The sequence below is a fragment of the Paenibacillus puerhi genome, from assembly GCF_009846885.1.
Classification (GTDB): Bacteria; Bacillota; Bacilli; order Paenibacillales; family NBRC-103111; genus Paenibacillus_G; species Paenibacillus_G puerhi.
The window spans coordinates 1-23,829 of the sequence record NZ_WUWM01000003.1; the positions used below are offsets into that span (position 1 = coordinate 1).

Annotated in this window: 21 protein-coding genes; 3 read left to right on the top strand and 18 right to left on the bottom strand. The window is 57.0% G+C overall.

Annotated features, from left to right (window positions below):
- Positions 1–522: 522 nt before the first annotated feature.
- Entirely contained in the window at positions 523–804 is a 282-nt protein-coding gene (locus tag GSF01_RS03450) for a YolD-like family protein (RefSeq protein ID WP_235941246.1), read from the bottom strand.
- A gap of 229 nt (positions 805–1,033) precedes the next feature.
- Between GSF01_RS03450 and GSF01_RS03455 the strand changes: the two genes are divergently transcribed.
- The gene (locus GSF01_RS03455) at positions 1,034–1,423 is read left to right on the top strand and encodes a hypothetical protein (RefSeq protein ID WP_159881638.1); all 390 of its coding nucleotides are present in this window, start codon (positions 1,034–1,036) and stop codon (positions 1,421–1,423) included.
- A gap of 626 nt (positions 1,424–2,049) precedes the next feature.
- Here GSF01_RS03455 and GSF01_RS03460 read toward each other — a convergent pair.
- Positions 2,050–2,211, bottom strand: coding sequence for a hypothetical protein (locus GSF01_RS03460; protein WP_159881639.1), 162 nt, complete (start codon positions 2,209–2,211; stop codon positions 2,050–2,052).
- A 947-nt stretch (positions 2,212–3,158) separates the two neighbouring features.
- Positions 3,159–3,674: a hypothetical protein gene (locus tag GSF01_RS03465; RefSeq protein ID WP_159881640.1), complete on the bottom strand. Its 516-nt coding sequence runs from the start codon at positions 3,672–3,674 to the stop codon at positions 3,159–3,161.
- A gap of 581 nt (positions 3,675–4,255) precedes the next feature.
- On the opposite strand from GSF01_RS03465, the gene GSF01_RS30025 reads away from it, so the two are divergent.
- Positions 4,256–4,378 carry a hypothetical protein gene (locus GSF01_RS30025; RefSeq protein WP_268893677.1) on the top strand — a complete coding sequence of 41 codons (123 nt, stop codon included), beginning with the start codon at positions 4,256–4,258 and terminating at the stop codon, positions 4,376–4,378.
- 216 nt (positions 4,379–4,594) lie between these two features.
- Here the strand turns inward: GSF01_RS30025 and GSF01_RS03470 are convergent, their stop codons facing one another.
- Positions 4,595–5,272, bottom strand: a complete 678-nt coding sequence (locus GSF01_RS03470; protein WP_159881641.1) for an SOS response-associated peptidase — start codon at positions 5,270–5,272, stop codon at positions 4,595–4,597.
- Between the two features lie 336 nt (positions 5,273–5,608).
- Here GSF01_RS03470 and GSF01_RS03475 point away from each other — a divergent pair, with 336 nt between their 5' ends.
- Entirely contained in the window at positions 5,609–6,904 is a 1,296-nt protein-coding gene (locus GSF01_RS03475) for an ROK family transcriptional regulator (RefSeq protein WP_159881642.1), read from the top strand.
- A 117-nt stretch (positions 6,905–7,021) separates the two neighbouring features.
- Here the strand turns inward: GSF01_RS03475 and GSF01_RS03480 are convergent, their stop codons facing one another.
- The 14 genes from GSF01_RS03480 to GSF01_RS03545 all read right to left on the bottom strand — a co-directional run bounded on the left by GSF01_RS03480 (position 7,022) and on the right by GSF01_RS03545 (position 23,739).
- The gene (locus GSF01_RS03480; protein ID WP_159881834.1) at positions 7,022–8,116 is read right to left on the bottom strand and encodes a Gfo/Idh/MocA family protein; all 1,095 of its coding nucleotides are present in this window, start codon (positions 8,114–8,116) and stop codon (positions 7,022–7,024) included.
- A 22-nt stretch (positions 8,117–8,138) separates the two neighbouring features.
- On the bottom strand, positions 8,139–8,876 hold the full coding sequence (locus GSF01_RS03485) for a ThuA domain-containing protein (RefSeq protein ID WP_159881643.1): 738 nt from the start codon (positions 8,874–8,876) through the stop codon (positions 8,139–8,141).
- A gap of 116 nt (positions 8,877–8,992) precedes the next feature.
- Positions 8,993–10,159 (bottom strand): Gfo/Idh/MocA family protein, encoded by a 1,167-nt coding sequence (locus GSF01_RS03490; protein WP_159881644.1) that lies wholly within the window; start codon positions 10,157–10,159, stop codon positions 8,993–8,995.
- 200 nt (positions 10,160–10,359) lie between these two features.
- Positions 10,360–11,526 (bottom strand): N-methyl-L-tryptophan oxidase, encoded by a 1,167-nt coding sequence (gene solA, locus GSF01_RS03495; RefSeq protein ID WP_159881645.1) that lies wholly within the window; start codon positions 11,524–11,526, stop codon positions 10,360–10,362.
- Positions 11,527–11,776: 250 nt separating this feature from the next.
- Entirely contained in the window at positions 11,777–12,961 is a 1,185-nt protein-coding gene (locus tag GSF01_RS03500) for an amidohydrolase (protein WP_159881646.1), read from the bottom strand.
- A gap of 14 nt (positions 12,962–12,975) precedes the next feature.
- On the bottom strand, positions 12,976–13,449 hold the full coding sequence (locus tag GSF01_RS03505) for a DinB family protein (RefSeq protein ID WP_159881647.1): 474 nt from the start codon (positions 13,447–13,449) through the stop codon (positions 12,976–12,978).
- 52 nt (positions 13,450–13,501) lie between these two features.
- Complete coding sequence (locus GSF01_RS03510) at positions 13,502–14,254, bottom strand: amino acid ABC transporter ATP-binding protein (protein WP_159881648.1); 753 nt, start codon at positions 14,252–14,254, stop codon at positions 13,502–13,504.
- Between the two features lie 21 nt (positions 14,255–14,275).
- Positions 14,276–16,354 carry a dipeptide ABC transporter ATP-binding protein gene (locus GSF01_RS03515; RefSeq protein ID WP_159881649.1) on the bottom strand — a complete coding sequence of 693 codons (2,079 nt, stop codon included), beginning with the start codon at positions 16,352–16,354 and terminating at the stop codon, positions 14,276–14,278.
- A gap of 71 nt (positions 16,355–16,425) precedes the next feature.
- Complete coding sequence (locus tag GSF01_RS03520; RefSeq protein WP_159881650.1) at positions 16,426–17,325, bottom strand: ABC transporter permease; 900 nt, start codon at positions 17,323–17,325, stop codon at positions 16,426–16,428.
- A 157-nt stretch (positions 17,326–17,482) separates the two neighbouring features.
- Entirely contained in the window at positions 17,483–18,409 is a 927-nt protein-coding gene (locus GSF01_RS03525; protein WP_159881651.1) for an ABC transporter permease, read from the bottom strand.
- A 21-nt stretch (positions 18,410–18,430) separates the two neighbouring features.
- The gene (locus GSF01_RS03530; protein WP_159881652.1) at positions 18,431–20,080 is read right to left on the bottom strand and encodes an ABC transporter substrate-binding protein; all 1,650 of its coding nucleotides are present in this window, start codon (positions 20,078–20,080) and stop codon (positions 18,431–18,433) included.
- 52 nt (positions 20,081–20,132) lie between these two features.
- Positions 20,133–21,575 carry an LLM class flavin-dependent oxidoreductase gene (locus GSF01_RS03535; protein WP_159881653.1) on the bottom strand — a complete coding sequence of 481 codons (1,443 nt, stop codon included), beginning with the start codon at positions 21,573–21,575 and terminating at the stop codon, positions 20,133–20,135.
- A 66-nt stretch (positions 21,576–21,641) separates the two neighbouring features.
- Complete coding sequence (locus GSF01_RS03540; RefSeq protein WP_159881654.1) at positions 21,642–22,664, bottom strand: LLM class flavin-dependent oxidoreductase; 1,023 nt, start codon at positions 22,662–22,664, stop codon at positions 21,642–21,644.
- A gap of 181 nt (positions 22,665–22,845) precedes the next feature.
- Positions 22,846–23,739 (bottom strand): LysR family transcriptional regulator, encoded by an 894-nt coding sequence (locus tag GSF01_RS03545; RefSeq protein ID WP_159881655.1) that lies wholly within the window; start codon positions 23,737–23,739, stop codon positions 22,846–22,848.
- Positions 23,740–23,829 lie beyond the last annotated feature (90 nt).

Sequence of the window (23,829 nt, forward strand, 5' to 3'; positions counted from 1 at the left end):
TTCGGTTAACGTCCGGCCTTCTAAATGCAAACGGATAGCCAGATACCTTTCGTACATGCGAGTGCTATTTGTTTCTTTCATGGCTACTGCCAGCTTTTCAATTTCTTGTTCATGTGTCATTCTGATCCCCGCCTTTTCGGTCCTTTGATATCTTTTACCCGATTTGTGCGGCTCTCAATTTTATGAGTTCAATCTATATAATGCATGTTTCACTCGGTGTTATCCAGATAATTCTTAGGGTTTCACGCGGGGGTTGTGGGCATGATGAGGGCAAAAAAATGTGTCGGACCCAAAGAGTATTTTCTCGGCGATATTGGTGCAGAAAAGGAACCCATTTAACCTTGTTGATCTTGAACAAGTAAAGCGTGATTTCTATCGAGGAGCGCTGAGCAAGTCTGACTTTTAGAAAATTGTTATGTTGGCGGGACTGGGGAAAATCGTTTTGCATTATTCGAATGACACATGCACATCAGGTGTCCACAGCATTAGTCCCTCCGGGAAATCATCCTGGAGGGACTTTCACTATCTCGGGTAATCCACCTTCATGACATCCAAAAACGGTACCTTAACAACATCACCGTACCTATGCGACACATGAACCATTCGAGTCCTTGCATCTAATTCGGATATCCGCCCACGGACGGGATCAGCCCCCCATATCGTAAGCTCGACTTCCGACTCCTCCTGCTTAGCTTCGACGAGTTGGTTGCCCAATTCCTCCAGTTCAAACTCATCCCTCGTCGGCCGCTTCAATCCGTACTTCTTCCCCGGCTTCGGGACTCCCCCTTCTGCTTGCATCGCCATCCTACATCACTCCTCTGATTAGTCAGTCCAGTATCGGTGTCCCTCTGACTTCTGCAACGCGCCGTGTTCACATGGTCGAATAACCCTAACCTTACCGCCACTCAGCTCTACGTATCCCTGCTTGATCAATCCTATGGTCGCGACGCGCACCTGCCCCTGTATCCGTCCGGAGAGTCGGCAGAGCAGGCCGATCTCAGGTACGCACCAGGCCGTGCCATAGAGGCTGTGCATGATCCTCAGCAGCTTGCGCTCACTATCCGACAGCATGGCTCACTGGCTGCAACGCAAGGATGCTATCGAGCTTAAACACCCGTGGCGCTTTACGCTGCAGGCAATACCCTTTGACGACTCCGGCGCCGACATCGCGGACCTCAATACACCGCTGAGTGATTCGGCCATTGCGCCCGAGATAGATGATTTCGACGACTTGACCCACATACTTCTGCATGTCGTTCGCCTCCAGACAGAACATTTGTTCTTATTATATACGAACACTTGTTTTTATTTCAACAAAAAAAAGAGCAGTTTGGAAATGAACTGTGACTTTATTAGTGGACAGTTTAAAGAAAGCGACTTATCACAATGTCGGCCTTATACAGAAGCGTTCCCTCTTGGATAATGGCCACTTTCTTTGGCTTGATCAATTTGAATAACATGTGTATTCATCCTCCATTACATTAAGTTGACGATTTTTTGAACGCAAAAAAACCGCCGAAGGTGGACATCTACTAGAAGACAGACTTCTTCTAGGACATAGATCCAACCCATAGGGCGGTTAACTCATCAACAAGGTAAAGATTAGTAATATGTAAAGTATATCATGCACGTAAATATGCGCATACTCTTTAAGTGTAGAAAGGAGGATCTCCGTATTGGAATCCGTTTCCTTTATGGCTTACCCTTTCGCGGCGGCGCTGCCTTGACTGCACTAGCCGTCCACGAACACCCAGCCGCCCATCCGCACCAGCATGGGCCGCCGGGGTCACCGGGTGTGGGTCCGCTGTCGCCGTGCCTGTTATCCTTTCAGGTCTCGCTCCACGAGATCAGCGCTTCCGCGCATCGCTGATTCGGAAGCGCCTTCACCTTCTCGGCAACCCGCCCGCGCCCTCCGAGTAGTCAGGATCCAGCCGACCAACTGGACCCCGCCCAGCTGCGAGGCGCGAGAGGCACCGGAGCCACGTGCGACTGGCACGCCAGGTGACCCTCGGCCACGTAGGCGACCTTCTTCACGGGCGCGACGTCCGCTCACTGCCATTCCTCGTGAATGGTGACGCCGACGAGCTGGACGGCCTCCCCGCCCTGCGTCCTGTCCAGCGACCCTATTCGGACCTGATGCCCATCCGCCGGATACTCCGATGCGTACCACCCGGTCACTCGTCTCGCTTCGCCCCAGGCGCTGGTCTGCAAAAACACCAACGCGCCGGGTGAGATGTTGCGTGCGTCCTCGCCGCCGATTGTGTTCGGCAGGCGACCTCAGGGGCCAGCTCGGGGCAAAACCCAAGGGTGAAGTGATCTAACAAATCGACAAAAGATTGTCAACGGTTCGTAGAGAATCATTGTGCTGCCAGTTGAAGAAATAGACAATCGGGTTTGTAGAGAGAATCTAGATCGCTGCATGTGGCAGAGTTATGAAATGTGAATTTGATACATGGAAATTAAAGCGAGGATCGATACTAAGGAAGTATGAAATAGAAGGTTCCAGGGTCAGGAAAACGACCGAAAAAAGGTGGGGTCGAAGCGGGATACGGAGAAGTCTGAGCATGCGGAACGTCGCCTACCCGTGGCGCCGCGTAAGCGTGCTAACACGTATATTCCTAGGACGTGTATCTGGCGCGACTAGTATGAACCTAAGCAGCGTTGGTTAAGGCGTGTCGCGGCAATTCGAATCTACATTACTTTGCTGCAGATGCAAACAAGATAATAACCTACATCGTGCAAATAGGAGTGATAAGCGGGTACTTTGGGGGGGGATCTCCAATCTCTCAAACATCAGCTCTTTGGATTGGCCAGGCTGCCTGCACACAGCACCTTCTGGATATTACGGACTCGCGGCTCGCGATAGATAGACGGAGTTCTACTTCCGCAGGTACTGGATCTGAAACAGCTTTCTCAGCATATCCAGGCAATACCGATCATCCTGAGAGTCGAAACCGGATATCGCCTATGGAATTAGCTACTGAAATAATGAAGCTCCTTCACGGCATTGGACTGATTGACCTGCTGATAGAACTCATTCTTCATCCGTAGATACCGGAAGAAGACATGCAGAAATTCACTCAGCTTCTGAGTACCGCCGCTCTCTGTCAGTCTGGACGATCGCGGAGGTACTAGATGCGGTCTACTCGGCGCTTATACTACTTCTTTGGATCGTTAGAAAAGAGGACTTTTCCAGTTTTATCTTTCCCTTGAATAATAATAGGGTTATTAAGTTGGAACGTAGTGGTGTAAAAAATTCGATTACCATTATAATCAAGATATTTTATTTCTTCTGAAGGAAGGTCATTTATTGTGATTGTGCTTATCTCATTTGAATGATTTCTCCCTATCAACACTCTATAGCTATCTTTTTTTTCGGCCATTTGCCACTCAATAGGCTTATCCGTGAAATCTAATTTTTGAAAAACCATGACGTACTCAACTTTATTACCTATTAAAATAAAAAAATTTACATTTTGGGATGAGTCAGTAGCCAAAACAATTTTGATATTACCTTCTGTTTTATTCACCACTGAATCCTTGATTAGTTCTCGTGTAGCTGCTTCCTGAATGACTTCAAATTCAGATTTTTTTAAGAAAAATACGCTTAGCCCACCAATAAGAAGTATTAGAATGAGGATGGTTATCAGAAACTTTTTGTTAATTTGCTCCACATCCTTTCGTACTTGAATAGAACAACCCTACTAGTTTAGATAATAATGAAAAAATTAGGGGTCGTCACCCCTAATTTTATTTATGTTAAAATTGATGAGTATATGTTCCACCAAGACTCCCATTTTTCTGAACCGATACTATATTGATATCCAAAAGAATACGGACCAAAAGATATGCCGTTTATATCTGTGCTATTCCAAGTATGAGCCGTGTCAGCTTTAAAAGTGATGATCGAACCTTTTGAAGGAGTTCCGTCTGTAAACGCAAAATACATCCATCCAAATCTTCTATGGGAGTTATATGTTTTTTCTCCAAAAGCTCCATAGTAGATGGAGTCGCGTCATTTCCAACCATATCCTCTTGGACCTGATCCACCTTGTTAAGAAGACCAATTGATCGATTCATTCATGTTATTTTTAACCTGATAGAGGAAGAGCACGCGGGATCGCCTCCAGGCGCGCCGCCGGGCCGGGCGCGTGTACGGCGTGCTCGGGACGGTGGACGTCGCCGAGCTTACCGAGATCGATCGGGTATGCCCGGACCTGGCCGCGTACCAGGCGATGCTCGGGGAGGTGGCCCGATGACCGGGGTCGTGATCGTCGCTCTCATGGCGCTGCTTGTCAGGGCGGCGGGTCTGGGGGTACGGGATCAGCGCGTGGCGCGGACCCGGAAGGCCCAACTTGCCGAAGCTGCTGAACATTAGGATTGCCTTGCAATTGCCGTATCTCTTGCGCTGAAAACTTTATTCTCGAATTGTTCATAATATTTAACCCCACAGTCGTCGTTTTTCTGATTAAAACACAAATGACCCGTAAGCGGGTCACTTTTTTCGAAGTGTCCATCTTACGGGTCACAGTTCAGAAATATCCCTGCTGCTTTTTTGGTTACTATTTATGGTGGATTGGACAGAAAGATAATTTCATTTAGAATTAATAGCCACTTCAGCAATGAGATCCCTTCCACTATTTTTGACGCTTCCGACTGATTGAGAAACGGGGTATTTGATCATCTTCTCCGCCGGATACGGTCTTAATAGCGTCTGAAGGCAATCTGTATCTTTCTCAGAAGATAACCAGACGGCCACTTCCTCCGTATCAAGAATAACCGGCATACGATCATGAACATCTGCCACCAACTCATTAGGAGTTGTTGTAATGATCGTGCAGGACTGTAGCTGTTCGCCTGTTGGGCTCGCCCACTCATCCCATAGCCCAGCGAATCCGTATAGCCCTTTATTTTTTAATTGGAATCGATAAGGTTGTTTATCCTTCCCAATCTTCATCCATTCATAAAAACCATCGGCTGGGATAATCGTCCTTTTCCTGGAGACGAGGTTCCGAAAGGATGGCTTCTCTAAAAGGGTCTCGGCGCGGGCATTGATCATTTTATAGCCAATTTTTATATCCTTGGCCCAATATGGAACGAGCCCCCAGTGGAATCCCTTGAGTATTCGCTTGCCATTATGCTCAACTATCCCTGCTATTCGATGGCTTGGGGCAACGTTGTAGTTCTCACTATACTCATAGGCCAATTCATCGATCCCAAACATGTCCATGATTTCTGCAATGTCTGCTGCTAATGTATAACGACCGCACATGTTTTGCACCTCCATGATAAAAGTCTACTATAATAAGGATTCGTTGAGGAAAAGCTCAATTCCACTATATCACACGCCCGCTGTGAGCTGTATACGCAAACGAATACATAACTTAGGAGGATATTGGATAATGTATCATCACTCCTCCAGCGTTTGATATAGATGCGGAAAGGCCCGTCGGCAAGCAGATTTTGGGACATCCATCTAAATATTCCGCGTAACTACGCCCTTTTTTGCCCTCTTAATTTGTTTAGCAAACAAATTAAGTTTTCGTGTCCTTTTGCTGCAAACATGTTATGATGAGTACACCAGAAGAACCCAGGACAAGGAGCAAGCATGAAAATTACCGGCGATCATCAACTAATCAAAAAGATAAACAAGTACATCGTGCTCGACACGATCAAGCGGCACTTCCCGCTCTCCCGCGCCGATATCTCGGCCCGCACCGGGCTGAACAAGGCGACCGTATCCGCTCTGGTGAACGAGCTGATCGAGAGCAGCTTCGCCTCGGAGACGGGACTCGGCGAATCCAGCGGCGGCCGGAAGCCGATGATGCTGCTTTTCAACGAGCGGGCCGGCTTCGCCATTGGCGTCGATCTCGGAGTGAACTATATCTTGGCGGTGCTCACGGATCTGAGCGGCACTGTCGTGAAGAAAAGAAGAGTCGACATCGCCGAAACAGGGGCCGATGCGCTGACTGACAAGCTGAAGAAGACGATTCGCAAGCTAATCAGCCAGGTCCCCTCCTCTCCTTACGGCGTTATCGGCATAGGCGTGGGCGTACCTGGGCTTGTCGACGATCAGGGCAGCGTACTGTCCGCCCCCAACCTCGGCTGGACTGACGTCCCGCTGCAGTCGATGCTCGCAGAGGAATTCGGCGTGGACGTCGTGATTGACAACGAAGCGAACGCGGGCGCGCTTGGCGAGAAGGAGTTCGGCGCGGGCCGACATGCGGCCAATCTGCTGTACATCAGCGCGGGCATCGGGATCGGCGCGGGGATCATCCTCCATGACCAGCTGTACCGCGGCGTCTCCGGCTTCTCCGGCGAAGTCGGCCATATGGCGCTTGCCCAGGATGGCCCGCTCTGCGGCTGCGGCAACCGCGGCTGCTGGGAGACCTTCGCCTCGGAGAAGGCGCTGCTGCACAATGCTCGGACCGCCATAGAGGCAGGCAGACCGGCCGCTATGCAAGCCGGATTGAGGGATACTGCCTCCGAAGCCGATGAGGCCGATGAAGCCATGAAGGGAATCCGCCCTTCTGCTGCAGCCTCCAGCCGTTCGGTTACCGAAGAAGCCGCTGTTAGTCTAGAGTCGCTGCTGCGGCAGGCACAGCGAGGAGACCCGGAGGCGCAGCGTCTGTTCACGGAGACAGGACGCTGGCTTGGCACCGGAATCGCCAATCTAGTGAACGTCTTTAATCCGGAGCTGATTATTATCGGCAACAGGATGTCCCTGGCCACCGACTGGATCAAGGAAGCGGTTCACGAGACGCTGGATTCGCGCAGCCTGGCCTTCCATCGCAGCCGCACGTCCGTGGCCTACTCCCAGCTCGGCCAGTCTTCCTCCGCGCTCGGCGCCGCATCTATGGCCATCCAGCGCTTCTTCTCTTCGATGAAAGCAACCTGGGAGTAAGCGTCCCGCATAGGATACGCGCCCCCGACAAGCGTTTAGAAACACAACAAGATGGCCGGTTCCGGAAGCGTGATGCTTCCTGAACCGGCCATCTTGTTTATCAACCCCGCAAGGAGCCTAAAGCTTCGAATCGGCAGCCAATGGCTCCGGTGTCTCGCATTCGCTCTCCAGCTCAACATGCCGGCCTTCGGCCGAGGCTTCATGAAAGCCATGCATCGCGTCAAGCACGTGGTAGGCGAGCGCGCCGCTTGCCCGGTGCGGTCTGCCCTCCAGAATAGCGGAGGCCATATCGGCCACGCCGATCCCTCGGCTGTTGACGGCGTAGCCGTGGGTGAGAGGAACCTCGGTCCATTCGTTAGTGCCCGCCGGACGAAGATAGACCGGACCTCCGAATGTATTCGGATCGGGTACGCGAAGGGAGCCTGCGCTTCCATATATCTCAATATTCGGCAGATTCGTACCGGCCATGATGTCGAAGCTGGTGACGAGCGTGGCGATCGGCCCGCCCGCAAAGTCCATCACGCCCGCCACATGCGTGGGCGTCTTCACGTCGATCACCGTACCGGCTTTCGGCTTGCTGCTCACGGTCCGCTGAGGGAAGGTAATGCGTGCAGAGCCGGTGACCCTGCGGATCGGACCCAGCAGCGCTACGAGTGCCGTCAAGTAATACGGTCCCATATCGAACAAAGGGCCTCCGCCCGGCTCATAATAAAATTGCGGGTCCGGATGCCAATGCTCATGCCCGCGGGACATCATGAAGCCTGTGGCGGCAATCGGCGTTCCGATGGCGCCTTCGTCGATCAGCCGGCGGCATGTCTGAATCCCGCCCCCGAGGAAGGTATCGGGCGCGCTGCCCACACGCAGCCCCTTGCGCTCCGCCAGCTCCACGATGCGGCGTCCGTCTTCTCTGGTTACGGCAAGCGGCTTCTCTACATACACATGCTTGCCGGCTTCCAGCGCCTGCAGGCAGACGGTTGCATGTACCGCCGGGATCGTCAGGTTGATCACAATTTCGATCTCGGGATCGGCGAGCAGCCCTTCCACCGTCAGCGCCCGTATGCCGTACTCCTGGGCTTTGGCCTCCGCCCGCGTCAGGTCGATATCCGCGCACGCCACAACCTCATAGCTTTCAAACAAACTGCCGTTCTTCAAATAAATCCCGCTAATATTTCCGCAGCCGATAATACCGGCCTTGATCCTTCGGGTACTCATATCCAGGTTCTCCTCCTCGAAGTCAAATGACGCTGTCGCCCATACCGGTATATCCGCCTTGGCCGGCAGCCTGCTGCCCATCGGCTTGCTCTTGAGCAAGTCGCTTGCCCTCCGCCGCCCACACCAAGCCTCTGCGCATGATTTCCTTGGCCTCAGGGATCTCCAGCACGTCGGCATGATGCCCGAGCGAGCAATAATAGACGCGCCCTACGCCCCAGCGCTTCGTCCAGACAACAGGCATATCGACAGGCTTATTCAGGCTGTGAGGGCCTGGCGCCAGTGGAAACCGGGTCGTAGCCAGCACTTCTACCGCCGGATCGACATGCAGATAATACTGCTCGCTAGAAACTTGGAAATTTCCAATTCCCTTCAGTAGGGAACCTTCGTCATCCTTGATTTCAACCTCATAGTTGACTCCGTCATTGCCCGGATGAGCTACCCAGTTGCCGCCCGTCATAAACTGCCAATCGACGTTCGTGCGGAAGGAATCGCACATCCCTCCATGGCAGCCTGCGAGGCCAACGCCCGCCTGGACAGCCTCGGACACGTTGCGTACCAGCTCGCCCTTGATCTCGCCCATCGTCCATACCGGAACGATCAAGTCGAGCGCACGCAGCTTGTCTGCATCGGCAAACGCCTCCAGCGTATCCGAGATCTCGACTTCGAAGTCTTCCTCTTTAAGCAGGCCGCCCAATAGCTGAGCCACAAGCTCCGGCTCGTGACCGCTCCAGCCGCCCCATACGATCAACGCTTTTTTCATGTTCATTTCCTCCGTTCGTATATGCAGCGGGGAATGCACGGAAGCCCATGCGTCCCCCGAAGTCCTATCCCTTGGCTGATCTTCCGTCAGGCGCTCCTACCATCGCCGCAGCGGACCTACAGTTCGTCGACGCTTACCCAGCGGCGTTCCTGAATGGACAGCTCCACCGCCTCCAGCACCTGCTGGCATTTCACTCCATCCTTAAAGTTCGGCACCGGCTGCCGATCCTCCTCCAGCGCATTCATCAGCTCCAGCACCTCATGAATGAACGTATGTTCATACCCGATCGTATGGCCGGGCGGCCACCAGGCTTCACTGTAAGCATGGGCCGGATCGGTTGCCAGCACGCGCCGGAAGCCCTGAACATCGTCCGCATCGTCGGTGAAGTAGACCTGAAGCTCATTCATCCGTTCGAAATCAAACTTCACGCTGCCCTTGCTGCCATTGATCTCGAATGAATTCGTGCAGCGGTGGCCCGGCGCGAAGCGCGTCGCCTCGAAGCTGCCCAGCGCCCCGAAGGCGAATCTGGCCAGAAACAGCGTCGCATCGTCAACCGTCACCGCGCCGCGCGGAGCATCCTTGCTTCCTTTGGCGCTCAGCCCCTCCATCGATTCCGGAAGCGGCCGTTCCTTAACGAACGTTTCGCTCATGCCGATCACTTCGGTCAGATCCCCTACGAGGAAGTGGGCCAGATCGATCAGATGCGCGCCCAGATCTCCGTGCGAACCCGAGCCGGCTACTTCCTTCTGAAGCCTCCATACGAGCGGAAAGTCAGGGTCGACGATCCAGTCTTGGAGAAACCAGGCGCGGAAATGGTAAATTTGACCGAGACGCCCTTCCTCCACCAGCTTCTTCGCAAGCTGCACCGCCGGTGCAAACCGATAATTGAAGCCGATCATATGCTTGACGCCCGCCTCTTCAGCGGCCTGCAGCATCTCCCGGCTGTCCGCCAGCGTTAAGGCAAGCGGTTTCTCGCAGAACAGATGCTTCCCTGCCTTCGCCGCGGCCAGAGCTATTTCCTTGTGCGCGTCGCTTGGCGCATTGATATCGATCAGGTCGATATCGTCCCTCTCCAGCAATTCCCTCCAGTCCGTCACATAACCGTCCCAGCCGAACTGCTTGGCGGCAAGAGCGACATTTCGCTCGTCCCGTCCACAGATGGCAGTCATCGCAGGCTTAGTCGCTTGCGGGAAAAACATCGGCAGATCGCGATAAGCATGACTATGCGCTTTTCCCATAAACTTGTAGCCGACCATACCAACCGAGATGCGTTTTTCATTCATAGAGCCATTCCTCCCGGAAAATAATCTCAGATCAAATTGCACGTTGTACAGGTAGAGCAGCATTTTATGTACGCGCGTTCATTTTCTCACCGAAGGGAGGTATTGTCAATGGTTTTTTATTAGCTTACGGCCAAAGCCCGCAAGCTCCTCCTCGGGACTTGCGGGCTGGCGTGGGCATCGGTTAGGAACTCCAGCTTCGGTCAGCCCGGGCCGAATCTGCCAAGGGCAAATGGCGACAGATCCGACTTCGGGTCGATGCCCGTCAACAGATCGGCGGCAATTTCTCCTACCGTGCTTGCAAACTTGAAGCCATGGCCGGAGAAGCCGCCTGCAATGACGATGTTCGCATGCTTGGGATGCCGGTCGAGGATAAAATGCTCATCCGGTGTGATCTCGTATTTGCAAACGGCACCGCGCAGCAGCCGTCCGGCTGCTTGGGGGAAGAACGTCGCAAGACCTTCCCTCAGCTCCGCCTCATCCGCTGCATCATGCCCGAACGGCTCGAACGGCTGTCCCGGCGACCACTCCTGTCCGCCGTCGTGACGACCGATCTTGACCCCTGAGCCGTTCTCGCTCGGAAAGCCATAGTAGCCGCTTCCCTTGCCATCGGTTACCGTAAAGCCCGGGAAATGCGAACCGGCGTATAGCGCATCCGGAGCCTCGAACCAAGCGACCGCTTTGCGTACCGGGCGAATAGGCAATGGCGGCAAGCCCGTCAGCGCGCCGAACCAAGCACCCACGCTTAACACCGCCTGCCCTGCGGTAAATGTACCGGCGCTCGTCCGCCCCGTCACGGCGCCAGCCGCATCGGCGCCAATGCCGGTAACCACAGTATGGGGCAGCAGTACAGCCCCCAAGGCCAGTGCCTGCCTGCGGTAGGCGCGGAGGCAGGCCTCGCTGAGCAGGTAACCGGCATCGCGCTCATACAAGCCGGCATAGCCTGGCGGTACGGCAATCCCCGGCCAGCGGGCCCTAATCTCAGCGGCGGACAGCGACTCGGCGTAGAGCCCGTACCGCTGGGCACGCTCCCTTTTCTCCGCAAGCATCGGAAGCGCCTCGGGGCCAAGGTTAAGCACCCCTGAACGGACAAGCAGCCGCTCGCCGCTTACCTCCTCCAGCTCCGTCCACAGCAGGTCGGATCTTAGCGCCATCTCCGTATACGCGGAGTTGCCGGGATAAGCATGGCGGATCAGCCTTGTCTCGCCATGATGGCTTCCTCCCGTATGCGGCGGATCGAACCGGTCGATCAGCAGCACGCGAAGATTTCTTTGGGACAAATAGTAGCCCGCACTCATCCCCATGGAGCCGGCTCCGACGATAATCACATCATAGGTTGTTCGGATGGCGATCCCCCACTTTCTAATCATGTTTTGTTCTATATTTAGCGATAAATCATCCTAAGCAGCGGCCACACCAACCCGCACGCGCTCGTCGTGTGCGGTCGGTTGCTTTCCGTTCGACAGCGCACTCGTGGCGCTGTCCGCAGTCGATCTCCGGATGTCCGTTGATCTCCTTCGATGATCGCCGATAGACCGGGATTAAGCCCGACAAGGCAGGGAAGCAAATAAGGCTGCCGGCAAGCAGGGTTCCCCCTGCGAGCAAGCAGCCGTCTTGCCTTTATCCGACAGCAGCGCCGGTCAGCTTACGACCGCGCTCCAAGGCCAGATGGGCCGTACGCGCAAACAATGCCGCCGCAGGCACGAGCGCCTCCTCGTTCAACGTGAATTTCGGATGATGCCATTCCTCCGTGCCTTCCGTACCCATCCAGATAAAGCACCCGGGAATCTTCTCCTGATAGTGGGCGAAGTCTTCCCCACCGGCCGACGGCAACGCATCCGTCACCGTCAAGCCGATGGACTCGGCCGCTTCCCGGACGATCCCTACCGCCTCCTCGTCATTGTGTACGCTAGGAATACCTGCGAACCAGCTCAGCTCGATCCGGGCCCCGTATCCGCCCGCGATGCCGGAGGCTATCCGCTCCAGCAGCTTCGGGATCTGCGCGCGCACCTCGGGGCGGAACGTCCGCACGGTGCCGTCCAGCACGGCCTCGTCGGGGATCACGTTCCAACTCGTGCCCGCATGGAAGCTGCACACGCTTAGCACGGCCGAGTCGAACGGGCTGATGCTGCGGCTTATCGCCGTCTGCAGCCCGCCGACGATGGCGCTGGCGGCGACGATCGGATCGATCGCTGCATCCGGGATCGCGGCATGCCCGCCTTTGCCGGACACCTTGATCCTGAAGCCGTCGACGCTGGCCATGAGCGCGCCCGGCTTGAGCCCGATCGTGCCTACCGGCAGGTCGGGCTTGTTGTGCATGCCGAAGATGGCTTGCACGCCGTCGAGCGCCCCCGCATCCAGCATCGCCTTCGCGCCGATGCCCTTTTCCTCGCCCGGCTGGAAGAGCAGCCGCACCCTTCCCTGCAGCAGATGCCTGTAACGCTGCAGTAAAATCGCGGAGCCGAGTATGGCCGAGGTGTGGAAATCATGTCCGCAGGCATGCATCTTCCCCTCGAGCTCGGAAGCGAAAGGCAATCCGGTTTCTTCCATTATAGGCAGAGCGTCGATATCCGCCCGCAGCGCAACCGTCGGCCCGGGGCCTGCCCCCTCGATCTCGGCCAGCACGCCTACCCGCAGCGCCAGCGGCAGCACCTTGATCCCTTCCTCCGCAAGCGCCTCGCGGATTTTGCGGGTCGTTTCCACCTCCTGCATCGACAGCTCAGGGAAGCGGTGCAGCTCGCGGCGGAACTCCACCAGCCGGGCCCGAAGCCCTTCCGCTTCTTCCAGCAAAGCTTCAGTAGTCATAGCATGGCTCTCCTTTAGGTTATAGCCTGTTTAATGCGGTCGATCTGCGCCAGATGGACGTGGACATGATCGACAAAGGCTTGTAGAAGCCCGGCTAACGTGAACGTTTTCCCCTTCGCATTCACACCGGTGCGGCTAAAATACTCGGCGGGAATACGTCGCAGCAGCAGCGTATTATAGACCAGCAGAGCCTCGTAGACGGCAAAGAGATCGGCCGCTTCGCTCTCATTCGCCCGGGTGCGGCTCACCCACGGGTCCTGGTCGAACGGCGGAAGCTTGGCCTCCTCCTCGGAAATGATCTGCCGGATTCGAAAACTGGTCACGATCTGATGATCGGTCAGGTGGGACAGTACCTCCGTGGCACTCCATTTATCAGGAGCGGGCTTGCGCTTCAACTGCTCCGCACTCCAGCCTTGAACGGCATGCTTCAGCAGCTGCAAGGTCCCTTCGTAAGGCTGTAAATCGATCGTTTGTGGACTTTGGCTCATCTTTAAGCCTCCTCAATCTCATCGTTTTATCGTCTTCAGTCCGCCAGGCAGCCTAGATCACATAGCTCCAATCCGGCGTAATCCGCTTCAGAAACTGCCGGGTGCGCTCTTCCTTGGGACGGGTGAACAGCTCCTCCGGCTCTCCCTGCTCCACGATCACGCCGCCGTCCATGAACACGACCTGGCTGGCGACTTCGCGGGCAAACGCCATTTCGTGCGTCACGATAATCATGGTCACTCCCTCGCGCGCAATGCTGCGGATGACCGTCAGCACCTCGCCCACCAGCTCGGGATCCAGCGCCGAGGTGGGCTCATCGAGCAGAATAACCTCCGGATTCAGCACGAGCGCCCGCGCGATGCCGACCCGCTGCTGCTGTCCGCCGGACAGCTGGCTCGGATAGGCGTCGAGCTTGGCCGACAGCCCAACTTTGTCGAGTACGGCGATGCTCCTTGCCTTGGCTTCTTCCTTAGGCACCTTCTGGGCGACGAGCAGACCTTCCATCACATTCTCCAGTACCGTCTTGTGTCGAAATAAATTATACTGCTGGAACACCATCGCCGTCTTGCGGCGCAGCTTCAAAATGTCGCGTTTGCCCGGATGCCTGCAGTCGACGGCAAAGTCCCCGATGGACACCACCCCATCCCCCGGCTTTTCCAGGAAATTGACGCAGCGGAGCAGTGTTGTTTTGCCCGACCCGCTTGGGCCGAGGATGGCGACGACATCCCCTTTTTCGACGGTAAGGTCGATGCCCTTCAGCACCTCCTGCTTGCCGAACGATAGGCGAATATTGGTCAGCTTGATCATAGCGAGCGGATGCCTCCTTGCTTATAGGGGATAGTGGCACGCGGCCCAATGTCCTTGGCCGATCTCGTGCCAGGCCGGCTGCTCCTCCCGGCATCGGGGCCCGGCAGCCGGGCAGCGGGTATGAAACCGGCAGCCTGAAGGCGGATTCGCCGGGGACGGAATCTCGCCCGGCAGGGAGATGCGCGCTCGCCGCCGTTCGGGATCAGACTGCGGGATCGAAGCGATCAAGGCCCTTGTATAAGGATGGGCCGGACGGCGGAATAGCTCCTCGCTTGGAGCGATCTCCACCAGCTTGCCCAGGTACATCACCCCGATGCGGTCCGAAATATGGCGCACAATATTCAGCCCGTGCGCGATGAACAAATAAGTCAGACCGAGCCGCTGCTGCAGGTCCTGGAGCAGATTGACGATCTGCGCCTGTACGGACACGTCGAGCGCAGAGACCGCCTCGTCGGCCAGAATAAATCGGGGCCGCAGTGCGATCGCGCGAGCGATCCCGATACGCTGACGCTGACCGCCGGAGAATTCATGCGGATAGCGCCCATACAGCGCGGGGTCCAGGCCGACGTCGGCCAGCAGCTCCTCTACGCGCAGACGCTTCTCCCGGGCCGTCAGCTTCTCATGCACGTCCAGCGGCTCTCCGATAATATCGCCTATCCTCCAGCGCGGATTGAGCGAGCCATACGGGTCCTGAAAGATGATCTGCATATCCCTCCGGGCATCACGCAGCATCTTTCCGTTCCTGGCGGACAGCTCCTGCCCGCGGAAAAACACCTGCCCTGCCGTAGCGGGCTCCAGCTGCAGCAGAACACGGCCAAGCGTGGACTTGCCGCTGCCCGACTCGCCGACCAAGCCGAATGTCTCCCCTTCCTCGATGAAGAAGGATACGTCGTCAACGGCCCGTATCGCCTTCCGCGCTTGCGCTAGCGCAAGCGGCCCTCCCTTCACCGGGTAATATTTGCTTAAGCCTCTAACCTCGAATAAAGGGAGACGGCCTGCCCTCGCTTCCGTCCGCTGCACGAGAGCAGATTCGACCGATCCCGCTTCTCGATCAGCCGAACCCGGTAACCCGGCGTCGATGCCCTTCTGTTCTGCCCTCTTCTCCTTGGCGGCAGCGTCCGCCTCTCCGGCCGTGCCCGCATGCCAGCAGGCCACCTGCCTGCCTTCTATCTCCTCCAGCTCCGGTACGCTGCTGGCGCATATCGGAGTCGCAGACGGACAGCGCGGATGAAACCGGCATCCCGTAGGCAGAGAGGACAGGCTCGGTATAGCCCCTTGGATCGAATACAGCCTGGAGTCCCGCCGGGTATCCAGCGTCGTCACGGACTGCAGCAGTCCTTGGGTATACGGATGCAGCGGACGGCGGAACAGCTCCCGCGCCGGCGCCTGCTCCACGATCCGGCCGGCATACATGACCACGATGCGATCGGCGATCTCGGCAGCAACGCCAAGGTCATGCGTGATAAGCAGAATCGACATGCCATATTCCTCCTTCAGTTCCTGAAGCAGTTGGAGGATTTGAGCCTGTATCGTTACGTCGAGCGCCGTCGTCGGCTCATCGGCAATCAGCAGCTCGGGCCCGCATGCAAGCGCCATGGCGATCATGGCCCGCTGCAGCATCCCTCCCGACAGCTCGCCGGGATACTGCTTCATCCGCAGCTCCGGCTCGGGGATGCCGACTCGGCGCAGCAAGCTGACCGCGTGAGCGGACGCGTCCGACCTACCGATGCGAATATGCCTGACGATGACATCGACGATCTGGCTGCCTATCGTAAAAACCGGATCGAACGCGGCCATCGGCTCCTGGAAGACCATCGACATTTTTTTGCCTCGCAGCTTGCTGACCTTCTCCTGAGAAAGCGAAGTCAGCTCCTCGCCGCCGAGCCGGATCGCCCCTCCGGAAATGACGCCGTTCTCGTAGTCGATCAGTCGCATAATCGCCTTGGAGGTGATCGTCTTGCCGCTGCCGGACTCTCCCACCAGGCAGACTGTCTCTCCTGGGTGGAGCTGCAGCGACAAATCGGATATTGCGGTCAGCGTTCCTCGGTCTGTTTTGAAATCAACGGTCAAATGCTCGATGTCGAGCAGCGGCTTTGCCATAAGCTAGCACCTCCGGTTGTATACAGCAGCCTGGGGCTCGATGCGGAGCTCGGATCTTACGACTATTCTCCTTACCATCGGCTTCGTTTCGGATCAAGCGCATCCCTCAGCCGGTCTCCGACCAAGTTGATAGCCAGCACCAGCACGGTGATGGCTAATCCCGGAAACGTTGCGATCCACCAGGCCACCGTAATATAGCCTCGCCCTTGCGACAGCAGCGTCCCCCAATCGGGAACCTCCTTCAAAACCCCCAGCCCGAGAAAGCTCAGCGAGCTGGCGACCAGGATGGACGAGGCGATCCCGATCGTCGCCATGACCAGCAGCGGCGATAGCGAATTGGGCAGCACATGCCGCACATAGATACGCAGATGGCTCGCACCGATCGAGCGGGCCGCCGTTACATACGGCCGCCCCTTGACCGCAAGCACCTGGCCCCGCATGACGCGGGCATACCGCGGGATGGCCGCGATACTGACAGCCAATACGATATTGAACAGACTGGGTCCCAATGCCGCTGCTATGGCAAGCGCCAGCAGCAGGCTCGGGATCGTCATCAGGACATCGACAATCCGCATCGTCACTTTGTCCGTGACGCCGCCCGCATAGGCTGACAAGCTGCCGGCGATGCCGCCTGCCAGGCCGCCGAGGATGACCGAGGTCAGCCCGATAAGCAGCGAATCCCGGCTGCCGTGAATAACTAGGCTGAGCACATCCCGGCCGAAGTAATCGGTTCCGAGCCAATGTCCTGCGCTGGGCGGACGCAATATTTCATCCGTGCGCATATCCGTAGGCGCATAGGGAGCGATCCAGGATGGAACTGCCGCGCAGGCCGCGATCAAGGCCACGATCAGCAGCGCGGCATAGAAGAAGCCGTCCGAGACTGGAAGCCGCCGCACTCCCAGCCTGAGCGGAAGCAAGGAGTAGAGCCTTCTCCGGCCCCACCCCTGCTCCGCAGCGACCGTATTTTTCATTGGGTTTCCTCCTCCAAGCCTTCCGAAGGAAAGCTACTTCGTAAGCATAGGCTCCAAGCTTTCCGCAGGAAAGCTGCTTCGTCAGCATAAGCTCCAAGCTTTCCGAAGGAAAGCTGCTTCATCAGCACGATCTACCACTCGCCCCAGGCCGGCTCCGTCAGACCGAGCGTCTAACCCGCGGATCGATCGCCGAATACGAGATATCGACCAGCAGGTTGATTCCTACATAGACGATGGCGGTGAATAGCACAACGCCCTGCACGACAGGGATGTCCTTGGACATAATGCCCGTTGCCAGCAGTCGTCCGATGCCCTGCCTGGAGAACACGGTTTCGACGACCACAGCCCCGGCCATCAGCTCGCCGATCTGGATGCCGATCATCGTGATCGCGGGAATGAGCGCGTTGCGCAGCGCGTGTCGATACATGACCGTTCGCTCCGGCAGCCCTTTGGAACGCAGCGTAACTATAAACGGTTCGTTCATAACCTCCAGCATACTGTTGCGCACCATCCTGACGATGTATCCGGCCCCCACTGTCCCCAGCGCCAAGGCCGGGAGCACAAGCGTGCGCCAGCCCTCCGAGCCCACCGAAGGGAGTGCGCGGAGCTGAACCGAGAAGATGAGGATGAGCAGAATACCCGACCAGAAGGTCGGCATCGAGATGCCGAACAGACTGACCAGTCTGGCCGCCACATCCAGAACGCCGCCCCGATGGATCGCGGACAGGACGCCCAGCACGATCCCGATCACCACGGCGATAGCCGTGCTGGCCAGCGTTAGGATCGCCGTGGAGGGGAACTGGGAGAGAATTTTCGGCAGGACGGGGTCGTCGCTAACTAGAGATTTGCCCAAATCCCCGCGCAGCATATCCAGCATATACCGTCCGAACTGTACGCCAAGCGGTTGATCTAGTCCCAGCTGATGACGGAGATTGGCAATCGCCTCGGGCGAGGCCGGAGTACCCGCCAGCATAAGCAGCACCGGATCGCCGGGCAGCAGGTATAGGATAAAAAAGACGAGCACCAGTGCGCCGACAAGCGCAACCGCCGAGGAAAGCAATCTTTGAACCAGGACGCCGGTCATGCCGATCCGCTCCTTCGTGTCTTATTTCGCCAGGCTTACGTCATAGAAGAGCGGATAACCGAGCGAGTCGAACTTCAAGCCTTGAACCGCCTTACCGGCAGCAACCGTGTAGGGGAATACATAGACGGGGAACCCGTAGGCATTTTCGACCACGTAGGCCTGCACCTTCTTGTAAATATCCGCCCGCTTGGCAGGGTCCTGCTCGCGTAGCCCCTCCTCCAGCCATTGATCGAGCTGCTTGTCGGACTTGCGCGTGTGGTTATGGCCCCATTTCTCCGGCGTCGGGATCGCGTTCGTATGGAAGAAGCTGCGCAGAATATCAGGATCGCCCGAAACGTTGCTCACGCCGTACAGATCGTTCGCCCCCTTCACCATCACCGCCGTCGTCGTATCGGCCAAAATCTCGACATGGACCTGGATGCCGACCTGCTTCAGCTGCTGCTGGATCATCGCTGCGATATCGTTGCGCTTCTCGCGGTTGGGCGAGCCGTCGATATACTGCAGCGTCAGCTTCTTGCCGTCCTTCGCACGGATGCCGTCCGCCCCCCGCGCCCAGCCAAGCTCATCAAGCAGCTGGTTCGCCTTCGCCGTATCCGGCTTGATTGCATTCTCCAGCGACGCGTTGTAGCCGAGCATCGCGGGGCTGAGCGGCGACCAGGCTCGCTGATAGGTGCCCAGATACAGCGTCTTCACGATCGCATCCAGATCGATCGCATACTGGACGGCCTTGCGTGCGTTAAGCTCATTCCAAGGCTCGTGCGACTGATTCAGCATCAGGGTAAACGGGATACCGGTCGCCTCGGCCTGGAGCAGCTTGATAGCGGGGTCTCCTTTGAGAGAAACGAGGTTTTGCGGCGGAACCGTCTCGACGGCCGATACCTGACCGCTCTGCACGCTGCCGATCCTTGTCGCTTCCTCCGGGATGATCTTGAACACCAGCTTATCCAGATAAGCCGGTCCTTTGTTGTCGGCTATGAGCGGGCCCCATTTGTAATCGGGGTTGCGCTCCAGCGTGATAGCCGAGTTCTCGACCCAGCTGACGAATTTGAACGCGCCGGTGCCGACCGGATTTTTGACCAGCTGATCCTTGTGCTTCTCGGCTGCCGCAGGCGAGACGATCCCGAGGAATGCCTGCCCAAGGCTGCTCAGGAATGCTGCATACGGCGACTTCAGATTCACCTTGACCGTATATTCGTCCACGATCTCCGACGACTCGTAAGGTCCGAGCAGCGTGACCGCAAACTTGGACTTGGTCGCCGGGTTGACGATCCGGTCAAAATTATACTTGACCGCTGCGGCATTGAACGGCGTGCCGTCGTGAAACAATACGTCATTGCGCAGCTTGAAGGTATAGCTTTTTCCATCGGGAGATACAGTCCATTCCGTTGCGAGCCACGGCTTGATCGACTTATCCGGCAGCTGGACGACCAGACTGTCGTAAATGGAACGCATGACGCGGTAATCGACCGCAGCCGGTACCACGTTCGGATCGAGCCCGCTGGGCGAGCCTGCCAGCGCATAACTAAATTCGCCGCCCTGGACAGGCGCTCCGGCAGCGGACGGTGAGTCCGCGCCGGTCGCCGCCGGCGGTTTGGCCTCCCCTCCACAGCCGGCGAGGAAGATAACCAAAGCCATGGTCAAAGCGGATAAAGGAACAAGCCGTCTATTCATAGAAATTCTCTCCATTCATGTAATCGTATCGCCCCGCTGTTCCGATTGCGGCTTATGACACCGGGCTGACATGGCCTTGCACGGTTTCCTGCTCCGGCCGTCCGTCTCCCGGGTCTAGACTGGCGGCCACCTCGACTTCCACGCTTTGCGCCGCAGCTGACGCCGCTTGAGCCTGTTCGCGAGCCAACGTATACCGATTGGCCGGCTTGGTCAGTCCCAGATTGCCCCTCAGCGTATCGTGCTCATATTCGGAACGGAACAAGCCCCGCTCCTGCAGGATCGGCACGACCAGCTCGACGAAATCGTCCAATCCGCGGGGAACGCTCGAATGAATGATGAAGCCGTCGGCTGCCCCCTCCTCGAACCACTGCTGCACCTGATCGGCGACCTCCTCGGCCGAGCCGATGAAGCTGTCTCGCGGAGCGGCTGTCCGAAGCGCTACCTGCCGCAGGGTCAGCCCCTCTTCCTTCGCCTTCCGCTTGATCTTGTCAGTGCTGCTGCGGAAGCTGTTCGATCCGATATCCCCCAGCTCGGGAAACGGCTCATCCAGCGGGTAAACGGAAAAATCATGATGATCGAAGAACCGGCCCAAGTACTTGAGCGCCGTCTCAGGGCTGATCAGATCGGTAATTTCCCGGTATTTGCGCTCCGCCTCCTCCCGGGTGCGTCCGACAATCGGATCGATGCCGGGGAAGATCAGCACATCGCTTGCAGCCCGGCCGTACTGAACAGCGCGCTGCTTCACGTCCCGGTAGAAGCTCTTGGCTTCCTCAATCGTCTCGTGGCCCGTGAACACGGCATCCGCCGTCTTCGCTGCCAGCGTCCGCCCGCTGTCCGAGGAGCCCGCCTGAAAGACGACAGGGTGACCTTGGCGGGACCGCGCGATGTTGAGCGGCCCCTGCACGGAGAAATACTCTCCCTTATGATCCAGCCTGTGCAGCTTAGCCGGATCGAAGAACACGCCTGATTCCTTGTCGCGCGGGAAAGCGTCATCTTCCCACGAATCCCACAGTCCTTTGGCCACTTCCAAATATTCTTCGGCGATCCGGTAGCGCTGATCATGCGAAGGATGCTCTCGCTTGCCGAAATTCAGCGCCGAGCCCTCAAGCGGCGAAGTGACCACATTCCACCCGGCCCGCCCTCCGCTGATATGATCCAGCGAAGCGAACTGCCTGGCGACGGTAAACGGTTCGCTATAGGAAGTGGACAAGGTTCCTACAAGCCCGATCCGGGTTGTCACTGCGGCAAGCGCCGACAGAATCGTGACGGGCTCGAACCGATTGAGGAAATGCGGAATCGACTTTTCATTTATAAACAGGCCGTCGGCAATGAAGACGAGATCGAATCTGCCTTCCTCGGCTTTCTGCGCCTGCTGCTTGTAATAGCCGATATTGATGCTCGCATCGGACAAAATATCGGGGTGCCGCCAAGCCGACATACTGCTGCCGACTCCGTGAATGATAGCGCCCAGCTTCAGCTTTCTGGATTGAGTCATAGGGATCCGCCTCTCTCTTGTCTTTGATAAGTTCCTTCGGAACGCTCCGGTCCGCCCGGCGGACGGTTATACCGTCTGTTCGGCGAACGCCTCCTGCAACAGCTCAAAGACCCGCAGACGGTCCTCGAACCTCGGTACCGGCGCCGTCACAATCAGTTCCTCCAGCCCGTAGCTTTCGGCCAGCCCGATCAGCTTGGCGCGGACGGTCGCCTTCGAACCATGTACGATCCTGGCTTCCTTCACTTCGATCGTAAACTTCTCCTCCGTCTGCCGTCCGAACTCCTCCGCGTGCTCCAAAGTCTTCACCGTAATGGTCCGTCCGCTTTCCAGATGAATCTTGACACTTTTCACATCCGCCGCCAGCGCGCGAGCCGCTTCATCGGTTTCGGCTACGATCACCGAGACAGCCAGTATCGCTTGAGGCGCCGGAAGGCCCTCCGCCGTCTGCCTGAACTGATCGCGGTACGTGCCCAGCGCCTGATCGGCTGCCTCCTCGTCGCCATTGATAAACTGGGCGAACACATAAGGTATGCCGAGCTCTGCAGCCAATCCGGCGCTGGAGCTGCTCGCGCCCAGCAGATACAAGGGGGCCGGGGCCTCCGTCAGAGGCGTCGCACGCACTCCGTGCAGCGGGTGCTCCTCCGGAAGGGAGCCCGCTAGATGCTGCTGCAGCTCGGTCAGCTTCTCCGCCAGCGTACGCGGGGCTTCGCCCGGCTTCGACTGCTGCAGCGCACGGGTCGAACGGGGCAGCCCGCCCGGGGCGCGGCCGATGCCAAGATCGACGCGTCCCGGAGCGAGCGCGGACAGCACATTAAAATTTTCAGCCACTTTATAAGGACTGTAATGCTGCAGCATCACCCCGCCGGAGCCAATACGGATGTGCTCGGTTTTTGCCAGCAGATGAGCGATCAGCACCTCGGGGGAAGAGCCTGCAACCTCAAGCGTATCGTGATGCTCCGACACCCAAAAACGGTAGTACCCGAGCTGCTCGGCCCTTTGAGCGAGCTCTAGCGTATGACGAAAGGCAGCCGACGCCGTCTCGTGCTTGCCGATTACCGTTTGGTCCAGGATGCTAAGCTTTAGTCCCATGAACGCCACTCCTTTATCGGATATTAATTTTAATTTTTCCTATGTGTTTTGTCGGTTTTAAAACATGCTTTTACTCTATCACCAGGATATTCGAGCTACAAGCTTGAATCAGGTTTTTCTATAAAGCGATTGAAGGTTTCTATCTAAGCATCGCTTGCCTTGGGCTTGAATATATCCCGCATTAGATATGGCCGGCTCGCAAGTCAACCTCGCGGCACAGCTCAAGAAACCGGTCTCGAGGGCCAGCGCTCTCACCCTTCAGCGTCACGATTTCCGTACGTAAAGACAGGCCTGATAAAGCGGGAAGGTCGATGGGAATCAGCCTGCCCTCCTGCATCTCCTGACGAGCGCACAGCTCCGGTAGAAAGCTGATCCCCATCCCCTTCAGCACCAGCTTCTTCGCTGTCTCCAGATTATCCATCTGCATCGCAATGCTCGGAGGCCGGTCGAGCGTCTCGAATAGCCGATGAATTTTCATCCAATCCAGCGAGCCGCACTGGAAGAACACGAGCGGCTGACGGCCGATCTCCTCTATCGTCAGCCCGCTTTGACCGGCAAACGGATGACCCGCATTAACGAACAGCCGGATGGGGTCCTCATACAGCCTGACCGCATCCACATCGGGATGCGAAATATTGCGTACCAGCCCGACATCGAGCTCCCTGGCCAGCAGCCTCTCCAGAATCGCCTCGCTGGAGGCGGTCTCCAGCTTGACGGACACCTCGCGGTATTTGCGGCTGAAGGCGGGCAGCAGCTCCGGGAGGATATACGTGGAGGCGGATACGGTGCAGCCCAGTCGCAGCTCATCGGAGGCTGCATTCATCTGCCTGAGCTGCTGCTTGCCCTTCTTATAAGACTGCAGAATCTGGCGGGCATACGGCAAAAACTGCTCTCCCTTCCCGGTTAGCCTGAAATGCCGGCCTTCCCGCTCGAACAGCTTGGCGTCCAGTTCCCGCTCCAGCGACTGGATGCGGGCCGATATCGACGGCTGCGAGACAAACAGCGCATCCGCCGCCTTGTGAAAGCTATTGAAATGGATGACGTATACGAAGGCCTCCATGTTCTCTATGTTCATCTGACTCCCCCTCCCCCTACATAAGCGATACAATGAAGAAAAGCTCCTGCCGGAGCCTTTTCGATGAAGGGACTAAAAAAAGAGACGCCC

Excerpts from the sequence above, each read along its gene's own strand:
- GSF01_RS03510 (WP_159881648.1), bottom strand. The coding sequence starts at position 14,254 with ATGATCAAGCTGACCAATATTCGCCTATCGTTCGGCAAGCAGGAGGTG.
- GSF01_RS03520 (WP_159881650.1), bottom strand. The coding sequence starts at position 17,325 with ATGAAAAATACGGTCGCTGCGGAGCAGGGGTGGGGCCGGAGAAGGCTC.
- GSF01_RS03475 (WP_159881642.1), top strand. The coding sequence starts at position 5,609 with ATGAAAATTACCGGCGATCATCAACTAATCAAAAAGATAAACAAGTAC.
- GSF01_RS03535 (WP_159881653.1), bottom strand. The coding sequence starts at position 21,575 with ATGACTCAATCCAGAAAGCTGAAGCTGGGCGCTATCATTCACGGAGTC.
- GSF01_RS03530 (WP_159881652.1), bottom strand. The coding sequence starts at position 20,080 with ATGAATAGACGGCTTGTTCCTTTATCCGCTTTGACCATGGCTTTGGTT.
- GSF01_RS03490 (WP_159881644.1), bottom strand. The coding sequence starts at position 10,159 with ATGAATGAAAAACGCATCTCGGTTGGTATGGTCGGCTACAAGTTTATG.
- GSF01_RS03455 (WP_159881638.1), top strand. The coding sequence starts at position 1,034 with ATGATCCTCAGCAGCTTGCGCTCACTATCCGACAGCATGGCTCACTGG.
- solA (WP_159881645.1), bottom strand. The coding sequence starts at position 11,526 with ATGATTAGAAAGTGGGGGATCGCCATCCGAACAACCTATGATGTGATT.
- GSF01_RS30025 (WP_268893677.1), top strand. The coding sequence starts at position 4,256 with ATGACCGGGGTCGTGATCGTCGCTCTCATGGCGCTGCTTGTCAGGGCG.
- GSF01_RS03470 (WP_159881641.1), bottom strand. The coding sequence starts at position 5,272 with ATGTGCGGTCGTTATACATTAGCAGCAGACATTGCAGAAATCATGGAC.
- GSF01_RS03545 (WP_159881655.1), bottom strand. The coding sequence starts at position 23,739 with ATGAACATAGAGAACATGGAGGCCTTCGTATACGTCATCCATTTCAAT.
- GSF01_RS03500 (WP_159881646.1), bottom strand. The coding sequence starts at position 12,961 with ATGACTACTGAAGCTTTGCTGGAAGAAGCGGAAGGGCTTCGGGCCCGG.
- GSF01_RS03515 (WP_159881649.1), bottom strand. The coding sequence starts at position 16,354 with ATGGCAAAGCCGCTGCTCGACATCGAGCATTTGACCGTTGATTTCAAA.
- GSF01_RS03525 (WP_159881651.1), bottom strand. The coding sequence starts at position 18,409 with ATGACCGGCGTCCTGGTTCAAAGATTGCTTTCCTCGGCGGTTGCGCTT.
- GSF01_RS03485 (WP_159881643.1), bottom strand. The coding sequence starts at position 8,876 with ATGAAAAAAGCGTTGATCGTATGGGGCGGCTGGAGCGGTCACGAGCCG.
- GSF01_RS03505 (WP_159881647.1), bottom strand. The coding sequence starts at position 13,449 with ATGAGCCAAAGTCCACAAACGATCGATTTACAGCCTTACGAAGGGACC.
- GSF01_RS03540 (WP_159881654.1), bottom strand. The coding sequence starts at position 22,664 with ATGGGACTAAAGCTTAGCATCCTGGACCAAACGGTAATCGGCAAGCAC.
- GSF01_RS03480 (WP_159881834.1), bottom strand. The coding sequence starts at position 8,116 with ATGAGTACCCGAAGGATCAAGGCCGGTATTATCGGCTGCGGAAATATT.
- GSF01_RS03450 (WP_235941246.1), bottom strand. The coding sequence starts at position 804 with ATGGCGATGCAAGCAGAAGGGGGAGTCCCGAAGCCGGGGAAGAAGTAC.